The 12,167-nt window shown below is 72.2% G+C and carries 12 protein-coding genes; 1 reads left to right on the top strand and 11 read right to left on the bottom strand.

Features of this window, described 5'->3' with window-relative positions; genetic code table 11:
- Nucleotides 1-220 precede the first annotated feature (220 nt).
- Complete coding sequence (locus N865_RS03445) at nucleotides 221-1,243, bottom strand: MerR family transcriptional regulator (protein ID WP_084327898.1); 1,023 nt, start codon at nucleotides 1,241-1,243, stop codon at nucleotides 221-223.
- A 174-nt stretch (nucleotides 1,244-1,417) separates the two neighbouring features.
- Here N865_RS03445 and N865_RS03440 point away from each other — a divergent pair, with 174 nt between their 5' ends.
- The gene (locus N865_RS03440) at nucleotides 1,418-1,699 is read left to right on the top strand and encodes a WhiB family transcriptional regulator (protein ID WP_034801616.1); all 282 of its coding nucleotides are present in this window, start codon (nucleotides 1,418-1,420) and stop codon (nucleotides 1,697-1,699) included.
- Nucleotides 1,700-1,742: 43 nt separating this feature from the next.
- On the opposite strand, the gene N865_RS03435 is transcribed toward N865_RS03440, so the two are convergent.
- The 10 genes from N865_RS03435 to rpsD all read right to left on the bottom strand — a co-directional run bounded on the left by N865_RS03435 (nucleotide 1,743) and on the right by rpsD (nucleotide 12,160).
- A complete protein-coding gene (locus N865_RS03435) occupies nucleotides 1,743-2,273 on the bottom strand; it encodes a YbaK/EbsC family protein (protein WP_034801615.1) in 531 nt (176 codons plus the stop codon).
- Nucleotides 2,274-2,405: 132 nt separating this feature from the next.
- Nucleotides 2,406-3,992 (bottom strand): aspartate:alanine exchanger family transporter, encoded by a 1,587-nt coding sequence (locus N865_RS03430; protein WP_034801614.1) that lies wholly within the window; start codon nucleotides 3,990-3,992, stop codon nucleotides 2,406-2,408.
- Nucleotides 3,993-4,071: 79 nt separating this feature from the next.
- On the bottom strand, nucleotides 4,072-5,127 hold the full coding sequence (locus N865_RS03425) for an NAD(P)H-dependent flavin oxidoreductase (RefSeq protein ID WP_034801613.1): 1,056 nt from the start codon (nucleotides 5,125-5,127) through the stop codon (nucleotides 4,072-4,074).
- Nucleotides 5,128-5,158: 31 nt separating this feature from the next.
- Nucleotides 5,159-6,841, bottom strand: coding sequence for an ABC-F family ATP-binding cassette domain-containing protein (locus N865_RS03420; RefSeq protein ID WP_034801612.1), 1,683 nt, complete (start codon nucleotides 6,839-6,841; stop codon nucleotides 5,159-5,161).
- A gap of 112 nt (nucleotides 6,842-6,953) precedes the next feature.
- Nucleotides 6,954-7,580, bottom strand: coding sequence for a hypothetical protein (locus tag N865_RS03415; protein ID WP_034801611.1), 627 nt, complete (start codon nucleotides 7,578-7,580; stop codon nucleotides 6,954-6,956).
- A 13-nt stretch (nucleotides 7,581-7,593) separates the two neighbouring features.
- Entirely contained in the window at nucleotides 7,594-8,523 is a 930-nt protein-coding gene (truA, locus tag N865_RS03410) for a tRNA pseudouridine(38-40) synthase TruA (RefSeq protein WP_245603649.1), read from the bottom strand.
- A complete protein-coding gene (locus N865_RS23220) occupies nucleotides 8,520-9,461 on the bottom strand; it encodes a serine hydrolase (protein WP_051510049.1) in 942 nt (313 codons plus the stop codon). Before N865_RS23220 ends, truA begins: the two co-directional genes overlap by 4 nt.
- Before the next feature lie 138 nt (nucleotides 9,462-9,599).
- Nucleotides 9,600-10,292: a 50S ribosomal protein L17, sunset domain variant gene (rplQ, locus tag N865_RS03400; protein ID WP_034801610.1), complete on the bottom strand. Its 693-nt coding sequence runs from the start codon at nucleotides 10,290-10,292 to the stop codon at nucleotides 9,600-9,602.
- Nucleotides 10,293-10,365: 73 nt separating this feature from the next.
- Nucleotides 10,366-11,388, bottom strand: a complete 1,023-nt coding sequence (locus tag N865_RS03395) for a DNA-directed RNA polymerase subunit alpha (protein ID WP_034801609.1) — start codon at nucleotides 11,386-11,388, stop codon at nucleotides 10,366-10,368.
- Between the two features lie 163 nt (nucleotides 11,389-11,551).
- Complete coding sequence (gene rpsD / locus N865_RS03390; RefSeq protein WP_034801608.1) at nucleotides 11,552-12,160, bottom strand: 30S ribosomal protein S4; 609 nt, start codon at nucleotides 12,158-12,160, stop codon at nucleotides 11,552-11,554.
- Nucleotides 12,161-12,167: the final 7 nt, after the last annotated feature.

Here is a 12,167-nt window from a genome sequence, read left to right as displayed (position 1 = left end):
CTTTGTGGGCTCGGCCGTGTCACGCCTCACGCGGGCGCCCGGCCATCCGGGGCAACGTAGCGCCCGCCGCCCACGACGCGCCAGAGGTTCGCTGCAACTTTTTGCAGAACAACGGGGATTCCTTGCGCGTCCACGCTCAATTCCACGCACACCCGGACGTAGCGCCCCGATCCACGAGGTCCTTAGCGGGACGGAACGGACACCCCTGTGCAAGAACCCGTCAGACGACCCTGCCCTTGGAGACGCTCGAGCGCTCAGGCCCCTCCACCTCGTCGAGCACGACCTGGACGGCCGAGTCGAGGTCGTGGACGCGCTGCACGGTCACGAGGGGATCCGGGACGTCGACGTTGTCGGGCCAACCCGGCCCACCGAGGACGACGGTGATCGGCCGGTCGAGCGGGCAGAGCTCGGCCCAGAGCGGCTCGGACGTGGGGCGCCGGAGCGATGCCCAGAGGAAGAGGGCGTGCGGCCGGGCCCGGCGGACGGCGCCGACCATGGCGGAGGGTGGCACGCGGGACCCGAGGAAGATGCTGGAGATCCCGCGGCGCGCCAGCTCGGCGTCGAGGGCGAGGAGAGGGAGGTGGTGCTCCTCGTTGTCGGCCGTGGCGAGGACGACGGGCGGGCCGGGCAGGCGCTGGCGGTGCGCGTGCACCACCGCTCGGAGCTCTGACTGGAGCAGCTCGCTCGCGAGATGCTCCGACTCGACGCCGAGGCTGCCGTCGCTCCACCGACGACCGATCTCACGCAGTGCCGGAGCCAGGACCTCGCGCCACGCAGTCGTCAGCTCCCACTGACGCAGGGCCAGCCGGTAGAGGCTCGCCAGCGTGACGGCGTCGAGCGCGGCGGCGGCGGCGACGATCGCGTCGGCGGTCCCGGACGCGCTCGGGCCGGCTTCGTCGCCCCCGGAGCCCCCGGAGCCCCCGGAGCCCGCGTCCGCTTCGAGCCGGTGGGCGACGGCGTCGTCGTCGAGCGCACGCACCACCTCCGACGCCGCCTGGGCCGGGACCCCGGTCGCGGTGAGGCGGGACATGAGCCGGAGCCGGCCGATGTCGGCTGCGGTGTAGCGCCGATGGTTGCCCTCCGTGCGCGCTGACGGGCCGATGCCGTAGCGGCGGTCCCAGGACCGAAGGGTCGGGGCCGGCAGCCCCACCCGCCGGGCCACCGCACCGACAGACCAGCTCACCTCGGCCCCCCGCTCCCCCGAGTCGCTGGATGTGGGCCTGCGGCCCGCGTCTTCACTCATGAGCGTTCACCACAATCGGTAGGCGCCCGCGCCGGTCGGAGAAGAGGGACGAGCAGAGGGTCCCGGATCCGGCGTCCTTGCGGGCACCCCGATCATAAACTTATTCCTGGCTCTTGTGTGGTGCATCAGTTCTGCGTAAGTTCGATGCATCAGGCCTCGCCCCCAGGAGGAACCATGACAGTGACCCGCCTCCCCCGTCCGACGCTCGACTCCTACGAGTGGCAAGGCAAGGGCCTGTGCCGAGGCAAGGCGGTCGAGCAGTTCTTCACCGAAGACCTCGACCTCGGCCAGCGGGCTCGCCGCGAGCAGACGGAGGCCGCCAAGGCGGTCTGCGCCGTCTGCCCGGTGGTCACGCAGTGCCTCCAGCACGCCCTCGCGGTTCCCGAGCCGTTCGGGATCTGGGGCGGGACGACCGCCTCGGAGCGCGCCCGGATGATCCTCGACATCGCCGGCTGAGAGCCGGCGGACCGGTCCCGTCGCCCGCCTCACGGCCCTGGCCTCATCGCTGGGCCAGGGCGAGCACCTCGGCGCGGGGCAGACGCGCGAGCGCCGCGCCGTCGACGAGGAGCTTCGCACCCCGGACACCGGCGCCGATGACCACCGGCCCCGCCGCCACGACCGCCTCGTCGACGAGGACCGGCCACGACTCGGGAAGCCCGACGGGCGTGATGCCGCCCTGCTGCATGCCGGTACGGTCCTGAGCCCCCGCCTGGTCGGCGAACGAGATCTTGCGCGCCCCGAGGTGGGTGCGCACCGTGCGGTTGATGTCGGCCCGGTCGGTCGCGAGGACCATGACCGCCGCGAACGTCGTCACCGCGCCCCGGCGGGCCTCGACGACGACGCAGTTCGCGGAGGCCTCCTGGGCGACGTCGTATGCGGCGCAGAAGGCAGCCGTGTCGGCGAGCGAGGCGTCGATGCTCGCGACCCTGGCATCAGGGACCAGGTGGAGGGCTGCCGCGACGGGAGCGGCCACGAGCTCGGGATGGTCGTGCGCCGGGGCCCAGCGCAACGTTCCTTCAGCGGTCGGCATGGAGGACACCGTATGCCGCCCGGCTGGGTCAGCGGGAGTCTCCCCTCACCGGCGTTCGATGTATCTGCGTTCGATGTATCCGCGAGTGCCAGAGGGCGCGCGGATACATCGAAGGGGGGCGGTGGGTGACCCTCAGCCGAGCCCGGCCAGGATCTGCACGATGAGGATCTTGGCGATCATGGCGGCCGGGTAGACAAGGACGTACCCCAGCCCGACCCGGGGGTCGAAGCCGGTCCGGTCGTTGACGAAGGCGAGGATGGCGGGCTGCGTCTGGGCCCCGGCGAGGATCCCGGCCTGGCGCACCCCCGCCACGCCGTGGAGGAGACGCCCGGTGACGAGGAGCAGCAGGGCCGTGGTCGTCGTCACGACCACCCCCACGACGGCGGCCTTCCAGCCGACGTCCGACTGCACCGCCGCGGCGATCTGGCCGCCGGCTCGCGTACCGGCATACGCGAGGAAGATGATCATGCCGAGGTGGGAGAGGGACTGCGCGGCGCCGCTCGGCATGGATGTGATGACCGGTCCGAGGCGCCCGACGCGGCCGAAGACCAGGCCGACGAGCAGGGTCCCCGCCGCCGCGCCGATCGAGAACCCGCCGCCGGGCAAGGGGATGTGGACGAGACCGAGGAGCAGCCCGAGACCCAGGCCCAGCGCGAACCCGCCCGGGTTGATGTCGGACATCCCACGGTCGGAGTCCCCGAGGTAGCTGCTCACCTCCGGCAGCCGCGCGGTCGACGAGACGACCCGGACCCGGTCACCCATCTGGAGGACGAAGCCGGGGGTGGCCACGAGGTCGAGGTCGCCGCGCCGGACCCGGCTGACGTGCGCGCCGAACCTGCTGTCGAGGTCCACCTCGGCGAGGGTCCGGCCGGCCAGCGCCGGGTTGCTGATCGTGACGCGGCGGAAGTCGAGGTCGTGCCGGTCGTCGACGATGTCGTGCGACGACGCGTGGCCCAGGGCAGCAGTGACCTTCCCGACGACGTCACGAGGTCCGACCACGGTGACGAGGTCACCCCGGTCGAGGCGTTCGGCGGCGTCGGCGACGAGCGTCTCGCTGTCGGCGTGACCGTGCCGCAGCCGCGAGAACGTGACGCGCGACCCGAACTGGAGCGCGACCTCGCCGAGGGTGGGGGCGTCGGTCCGCTCGACCCGGATCGTCTGGTGGACGAGCGGCTCGCTCCCCGGCTCCTCGTCGCCGCGGTGGCCGAGTGACCAGGCGGCGGCGAGGAGCATGCCGACGACACCCCAGAGGTAGGCGATCGAGTAGCCGATGGTCGGCCCGGCCGGGTCGGCCGACCGCTCCGTCGCAGCGGCGAGCGCCGGCGTGTTGGTCAGCCCGCCCGCGAAGGTCCCGGCGACGACGGGCATCGGGAGGCCGAGCCAGCGGCCGACCCCCACCGCGAGGAGCGCGGCGACGACGAAGACGGCCGCCATGGAGACCATGAAGGGCCATCCCCTGCGCAGCGAGGCGAAGAAGCTCGGTCCGGAGATGATGCCGACGGTGTACGTGAACAGGACGAGCCCCAGCGTCCCCACCACCTCGGGCACGGCGAGCTTGACGCCGTTCGCGGCACCGAGCGCCGAGATGCCGATCGCGCCGAAGAGGACCGCTGCCGGCCCGACCTGGACGCCCCGGATGCGGACGTTGCCGACCGCCGCCCCGACGAGGAGCAGCAGTGCGAGGAGCACGAGGGGCTGGCCGGCGAGGAAGGTGAGCACCCCTCCATCCTTCCGGTTCGATGTATCCGCGCGTGCCAGAAGCCGCGCGGATACATCGAACGGGGAGGGGGTGCCGGGGTCAGAGCGCTCCGGCGATCGACCGTACGACCTCCGCCGCCGGCACGGCCCGCGCCGAGCGCCAGGCGGTTCCGGCCCAGAGGGCGATGAGGCCGGGGTCGTCGGCTGCTGCGGAGGCGCGACGCAGCGGAGCGGTCACGTGGTGTACCTCGGGGAACGCCGCGGGCGCGTGCACGGAGTGCTCCCGGACGAACTCCGTCTCGAGGGCCCGCGCCCACCGGCCCGAGAACGCCCTGGTCACGGTGGTCCCGGCGTAGTCGGGGTCGACCAGGGCCCTGCGGTAGGCGAGCCCGGTCCCGGCCTCCGGCGTCAGGAGCAGGGCGGTTCCGATCTGCGCCGCGGTCGCGCCCGCCGCGAGGACCTCCGCAGCCCGCGCGGAGTCCGCGATCCCGCCGGCCGCGACGACGGGCAGGTCGGTCAGGGCCCGGACCGACCGGACGAGCCCGACGAGCTCGTGCTCCCCCGGGTCCTTCGCCTCGTCGAGGGTGCCCCGGTGCCCACCGGCCTCGGGCCCCTGGACGCAGAGGGCGTCGACCCCCGCCTCGATCGCGGCGGTGGCCTCGGGGACGTCGGTCACCGTGACGACCGACTCGATGCCGGCCCGTCGGAGCTCGCCGAGCACGGCCTTCGACGGCAGCCCGAACGTGAAGGACACGACCGGGACCCGCTCCCGGACGACGAGGTCGAGCGCCCGCTCCCAGGCTCCCGGCTCCTCTCCCGAAGGCTCCGGGAGCTCGACGCCGAGCCGCCCCGCCAGCGGCGCGAGGGACGCGCGGTAGGCGGCGACCGCCCGGGCGCGGTCCGAGCCCACGAGCTGACCCGGCCCGGCGGCATACGTGTTGGCGTGGGCGGGGACGAAGAGGTTGACGCCGAAGGGGCGCGACGTCGCGTCCCACACGTCGGCGATGTCGCGCGCGAGCGCCTCGGTCGTGAGGTACGCGCCCGCGAGGAACCCGAGCCCGCCTGCGTCGCCCACGGCCGCCACGAGCTCCGGCGTCGAGGGCCCTCCGGCCATCGGCGCCCCGACGACGGGGACGTCGAGTGACGAGATCACCATGCCCCGACGGTACTCCCGGGGCCGTGGGACGTCAGCGCGGCCGGACGACCCGCCCTTCGTCCCACACCGGCTCGGTCGACTCGTAGACCCGCCCGTCGGCGCCGAAGACGAGGAAGCGGTCGAACCCCCGGGCGAACCAACGGTCGTGCGTCACCGCGACGACCGTGCCCTCGAACCGGTCGAGGCCCTCCTCGAGCGCCTCGGCCGACTGGAGGTCGAGGTTGTCGGTCGGCTCGTCGAGCAGGAGCATCGTCGCCCCGCTCAGCTCGAGGAGCAGGATCTGGAACCGGGCCTGCTGCCCGCCCGACAGCGACTCGAAGGTCTGCTCCGACGACCGGGCCAGCTCGTACCGGTCGAGGGCCCGGGCCGCCTGCTCGCGCGGCATCCCGTCGCGGTGCTCGTCACCGCGGTGGAGGATCTCGAGGAGGGTCCGGCCGAGGAGCGAGGGGTGCTCGTGTGTCTGGGCGAACCACCCCGGCCGCACGCGCGACCCGAGCCGGACGAGACCCTCGTGCTCGACCGGCGTGGGCCGGACGTCGCCGACCGGCCGGTGCTCGCGCTCGGGGTCCGTGCCCCCCGCTGCGAGAAGGCGCAGGAAGTGCGACTTGCCCGAGCCGTTCGAGCCGAGGATGGCGACGCGCTCGCCGTACCAGACCTCGAGGTCGAAGGGCTTCATCAGCCCGGTCAGCTCGAGACGCTCGGCGACGAGGGCCCGCTTGGCCGTCCGGCCGCCGGTGAGGCGCATCGTCACCTTCTGGAGCGTCGGCGTCTCCTGGGGCGGCCCCGCCTGCTCGAACTTCGCGAGGCGCGTCTGGGCGGCCTGGTAGCGCGAGGCCATGCCGTCGTTGTACTTCGCCTTGACCTTGAGCGTCTGGACGAGCGTCTTCAGCTTGAGGTGCTCCTCGTCCCACCGGCGGCGCAGCTCCTCGAGACGAGAGTTGCGGTCGGCGCGGGCCTCCGCGTACGTGGCGAACCGGCCCGGATGGACCCAGAGGCTCGCCCCGGCCGCGCCCGGCTCGAGCGTGGCGATGCGGGTCGCGACCCGGTCGAGCAGCTCGCGGTCGTGGCTGATGAACAGGACCGTCTTGGGCGAGGCGACGAGGGCCTCCTCGAGCCAGCGCTTCGTCGGGACGTCGAGGTAGTTGTCCGGCTCGTCGAGCAGGAGCACCTCCTCGGGGCCGCGGAGGAGAGCCTCGAGGACGAGACGCTTCTGCTCGCCACCGGACAGGGTCGAGACGGCACGCCACTGGGCCTTCTCGTACGGGATCCCGAGCGCGGCCATCGTGCACTGGTCCCAGAGGGTCTCCTGCTCGTAGCCTCCGGCCTCGCCCCACTCGACGAGGGCGTGCGCGTAGGCCATCTGGTCGTCCTCGGAGTCGCGCTCCATCATGGTGAGCTCGGTGCGGTCGATCTCCTCGGCGGCGCGGCGGATGCGCTCGGCCGCGACGGACACGAGCAGGTCGCGGACCGTCGACTCGTCGCGGACCTTGCCGATGAACTGCCGCATGACGCCGAGGCCGCCGGACCGGGTCACGGCGCCCTCATGGGCGGCGAGGTCGCCGGCGATGATCCGCGTCAGCGTGGTCTTGCCCGTGCCGTTGGGCCCGATGAGGGCGATCTTGGCCCCCTCTCCGACCCGGACGGAGACGTCGTTGAGGAGCGGCCTGCCGTCGGGCAGGGAGAAGGAGACGGAGTTGACATCGACATGGCCCACGAGACACAAGCCTGACGTATGCCGCTGGGCGCCGTCACGCGGGTTATGCCGCCGCCCGTGCTCGCGGGCGCTCGGACCCCCTCAGGGACGAGGCCGGGTCGTCAGCCGGGGCCTACGTCCACGTCCACGTTGAGAGCAGCTCGTCGAGCTCGGCCATGGCGTGGTCGGCCTCGGCCTCGGCCGAGCTGAGGGTGAGCAGGTAGATCCGTCCGTCTCGGTGCAGCCCGTAGGACCGGGCGACGACCGCGACGCCCTCCTGCTCGAACCGGCTCGTGAAGCCGGTGGCGCGTTCTCCGCCGACGAGCTTGTCGGGAGCCCCCGAGACGGTGCGCCCGAGGCCCGCCAGCTGGGTCCGGCCGGTGGCGAGCTCGTCCCAGACGCCGGAGAGCTCCCCGGACTTGGCGGTCACGACGAGGTTGGTGCTGAAGCTGCCGACCGCGCGGGAGGAGAGCAGGACGAGCTCGAGGTCGGCAAGGCGACCCGCCTGGCTCGTCGCATCACCCCAGGCCTCCGGAGGGACGACCGTGAACCGGTTCGAGCGGCCGGCGACCGCGTCGGAGTCGGTGGCGCCCGGTCCGCCGGCCGAGCTCGGCGCGGTGGCCGTCGCGGCCACCCCGGCGGCCGACATCGTCGGGACGGTCGGGGTGCCGGTGGTCGCGCCCTGCCCGGAGCACCCCGTGAGGACGAGGGCGCACGTCAGGACGGAGACCGACAGGGCGCGGGTGGCGCGGCGAGGCATGCGCCCGATCCAATCACACGTCGCCGGGGGTGATGCCGCTCGCGGCCGGGCCGTCCGTCGCCTCGAGGCGGGTGGGGCTCACGAGGCCTGGACGACGGGCCTGCGTCTGCCGGGCCCGGGCCCGCAGCTCGTCGTCAGGAGGGTAGACGACCTCCTCGAGGCTGAGACCGTGGGCGGGCATGACGTGGACGCCGGCCGCCCGCTCCTGCCGTTCGAGGAGGTCGGCCGGCCACCCCACCTCCCGGCGACCCTCCCCCACCGGGACGACCGCGCCGACGAGGGAGCGGACCATCGAGTGGCAGAAGGCGTCGGCGCGGACGGTCGCCGCCAGGACCCCGTCGTCGAGCCGCCGCCACGCGTAGTCGAGGAGCGTACGGATGCTCGTGGCGCCCTCACGGCGCTTGCAGAACGCCGCGAAGTCGCGCAGCCCCAGGAGCGCGACGGACGCCTCGTTCATGGCGTCGACGTCGAGCGGCTTGTGCCACCAGACCGTGTCGCGGCGCCGGAGCGGGTCGAGCCCGACCCCGCGGTCGGCGATCCGGTAGAGGTAGCGCCGCTCGAGTGCGCCGAAGCGGGCGTCGAAGCCGGCGGGGGCAGGCCGGGCCGCGTGGACGACGACGTCGTGAGGGAGTATGCCGGCGAGCCGGCTCACGAGCGCCGCCTCGGGCGCGCGGTCGGACCGTCCGGGCACGGCGGCGAGCGCGACCGGGTCGACGTCGACGTGGACGACCTGCCCCCGGGCGTGCACACCCGCGTCGGTGCGCCCCGCCACGGTGACGCGCACCGGCTCGGGGGTGCGCAGGATCGTCGTCAGAGCAGCCTGCAGCTCGCCCTGGACGGTGCGCAGGCCGGGCTGGAGCGCCCAGCCGGCGAAGTCCGTCCCGTCGTAGGCGAGGTCGAGACGCAGCCGGACGAGGGCCGGCCCGGGCAGGGGTCCCGTCACGTCAGCGGGTCCTCGAGCGCGGCGAAGACGGCCCGGCTGATCCGGCTCGCGCGGACCACGCCGGTGCGCTCGTCGGGTTGGGCGCGCTGCATGATGGCGAGCACGTAGTCGCGGCCCTCGCCGCGGACGTCCCCGAAGCTGTTGATGACCCAGGGGGTGTCGACGAGCATCCAGCCGTTCTTGAGCCGGACGCCGACGTCCGGGGCCTCGACGGTCCCGACCCCCCAGCGCTGGCCGTCGGCAACCTGTGCCATCAGGCCGAGCAGGTACGCGCGGTCGTCCCTGTGGAGAGCCGGGTGGCCTTCCGTCAGGGCGCGCATCAGGCGGACGAGATCGTTGGGGGTCGTCAGGGTGAGGCCCCAGTGGTCCACCCGCTCGGCGGCGGCCGTCTCGGTCATGCCGAGGTCCGCGGCAAGAGCCGCCACACCGTCGTGGCCGCCGATGAACGCATACAGGGCGTCGGCCGAGGCGTTGTCACTCCGGGTGATGGCGAGGCGCGCCCAGTCCTGCTCTGTCGCCGAGAGCCAGCGGCCCTGCGCCCGGACGACCCGGATGGCCTGCGCCGCGACCATGGCCTTCGCGACGCTTCCGGTGCGGACGAGCCGGCCACCCCGGTAGTGCCACAGCACGCCGCTGCGCCGGTCGTGCACACTCACTCCGACGACGTTGCTCCGCCCGCCGATCGCACCGACCACGGCGCGCTCCAACGCCTGGAGACGCGGCGTCGTCGCCGCCGTGGACGCGCTCGACGCGAGGAGGTCGTCGACCATCCGGTCGGCCAGGTCCACGACCCGCAGGCCTGCGCGCCCGACGGGCGAGAGGAAGCTGTCGGCGACGGAGCCTGTCACGAGCGCGATGAGGCCCACGGGCAGGGCGAGCACGAGACCCCGACGGTCGACCTCGTGCTGCCCCGAGGGCCGGTCGGGGATGGGAGCCACGGGGTCATTCTGCCGCGTTCGCGCTCCGGACACACGAAGGGCCGGCTCCGTCCAGGGGACGGAGCCGGCCACTCGATGCGATCCGACCGTGATGCAGCGGTGATCACAGGCCGAAGAGCCGGCGATCACGCGGTGCGATCAGGAGCCGGAACCGGCCTTCTTGAAGCCGGCGGCCTCGGCGTCCTCGGCGGACTTGAACCAGAACTCGGCGATCGTCTGGTCGTACCACTGGCCGTCAGGCTCGTGGTAGAGGCCCGAGTCGGCGTTGCCCTTGACGGTGTAGCCCTCGGGGGCCGAGCCGTCCTCGTTCGCGGCGACAGCGCCGGCGGGCAGCTCGACGGCGGCAGCAGCCTCGGTCTTCTCGGCGTCCTCGGCGGCCTTGGTCTTGGCGGCAGCCTTCTTCGACTCGCTCTGCTTCGCAGCGCGCTTCGTCGCGGCCTCGGCCTCCTTGACGGTCGCCTTCTTGGCCGAGAGCGGCTCGCGGACGAGCTCGATGACGACCATGGGGGCGTTGTCGCCCTTGCGGGCGCCGATCTTGGTGATGCGGGTGTACCCGCCCTCGCGAGCCGCCATGTCGGGGGCGATCTCGGCGAAGAGACGGTGGACGACACCCTTGTCACGCACGACGGTGAGGACCCGACGGCGAGCGTGCAGGTCGCCACGCTTGGCGAACGTGATGAGGCGCTCGGCGAGCGGGCGAAGACGCTTGGCCTTGGCCTCGGTCGTCGTGATCCGGTCGTGCTCGAAGAGCGACGTCGCGAGGTTGCTGAGAATCAGCCGCTCGTGCGCGGGGCCGCCACCGACGCGGGGACCCTTGGTGGGGGTGGGCATTGTGTTTCTCCTAGAAGGTCTGACCAGGCCGTCTCGAGTCGGATCCCGAGGGCTCGGTCAAGAAAGCGGTTGGTCAGAGCTGCTCGTCCTCGACGAACGACTCGTCGTCGTCGAGGTCGTCGCCGTAGTTGTCCACCAGGGCGGACGGGTCGAACCCGGGCGGGCTGTCCTTGAGCGCGAGGCCCATGCCGACGAGCTTGGCCTTGACCTCGTCGATCGACTTCGCACCGAAGTTGCGGATGTCGAGCAGGTCGGCCTCGCTCCGGCTGACGAGCTCACCCACGGTGTGGATGCCCTCGCGCTTGAGGCAGTTGTAGGAACGAACCGTGAGGTCGAGGTCCTCGATCGGCAGGGCGAGGTCCGCGGCGAGCGCGGCGTCCGTCGGCGACGGGCCCATGTCGATGCCCTCGGCCTCGACGTTGAGCTCACGGGCGAGGCCGAAGAGCTCGACGAGCGTCTTGCCGGCCGAGGCCATGGCGTCACGCGGCGTCATCGAGTTCTTGGTCTCGACGTCGACGATCAGCTTGTCGAAGTCGGTGCGCTGCTCGACACGGGTCGCCTCGACCTTGTAGGTCACGGCGAGGACCGGCGAGTAGATGGAGTCGACCGGGATGCGGCCGATCTCCTGGTCGCCCGACTTGTTCTGCTGCGCCGACACGTAGCCGCGGCCACGCTCGACCGTCAGCTCCATCTCGAGCTTGCCCTTGTCGTTGAGCGTCGCGATATGCAGACCGGGGTTGTGCACCTCGACACCGGCCGGCGGCGTGATGTCGGCGGCGGTGACCGCACCCGGGCCCTGCTTGCGCAGGTACATGACGACGGGCTCGTCGTGCTCGGAGGAGACGACGAGACCCTTGATGTTGAGGATCATCTCGGTGACGTCCTCCTTCACGCCCGGAACGGTCGTGAACTCGTGGAGGACACCGTCGATGCGGATCGAGGTGACCGCGGCACCCGGGATGCTCGAGAGCAGGGTGCGACGAAGGCTGTTGCCGAGCGTGTAGCCGAAGCCAGGCTCGAGCGGCTCGATCGTGAAGCGGCTGCGGTTGTCCGCAACGACTTCCTCGGAGAGCACGGGACGCTGTGCGATGAGCACTGTTCATTCCTTCCCATGGGCGACCGCTATTTGACGCCTCATGAAACTGCCCGGACTGGCTCCGGGCGGCCGGGGTCGGCTCTGTCTGCGACCCCGGCCCCAAGCGAACTGAGTCCGTATGCCGCTGAGCGGGCTCAGCGGCATACGGGCACCACGTGGGTGGTCAGTTCTTCGAGTAGAGCTCGACGATCAGCTGCTCGGTCAGCTGCGAGTCGATCTGCGCGCGAACCGGGAGCTGGTGGATGAGGATCTGCAGCGAGCCCGGGACGACCTGCATCCAGGCCGGGACGGGACGCTCGCCGTACGTCTGGCGGGCCAGCTCGAACGGGAAGGTCTCGACGGACTGCTTGCGGATCGTGATGATGTCGTACTGCTCGACGCGGTAGGACGGGACGTCGACGCGGACGCCGTTGACCTCGAAGTGACCGTGCGTCACGAGCTGACGGGCGTGACGGCGCGTGCGGGCGAGGCCGGCGCGGTAGATCACGTTGTCGAGGCGCGACTCGAGGATCGTCAGGAGGTTCTCACCGGTCTTGCCGGGGCGCTTGGCAGCCTCCTTGTAGTAACGGACGAACTGCTTCTCCATGACGCCGTAGGCGAAGCGGGCGCGCTGCTTCTCCTGGAGCTGGGTCAGGTACTCCTTCTCCTGGATCCGGCGACGGCCGTGCTGGCCCGGCGGGAAGGGACGGAGCTCGAAGTTCTTGTCGCCGCCGACGAGGTCCATCTTGAGGCGGCGGGACTTCTTGGTGATCGGGCCGGTGTAACGAGCCATGACTTAT

Origin of the sequence: Intrasporangium oryzae NRRL B-24470, from assembly GCF_000576595.1 — a bacterium.
GTDB lineage: Bacteria > Actinomycetota > Actinomycetes > Actinomycetales > Dermatophilaceae > Intrasporangium_C > Intrasporangium_C oryzae.
Note: the sequence above shows the minus strand (reverse complement) of the source record. Positions and strands in the feature narration are given on the sequence as shown.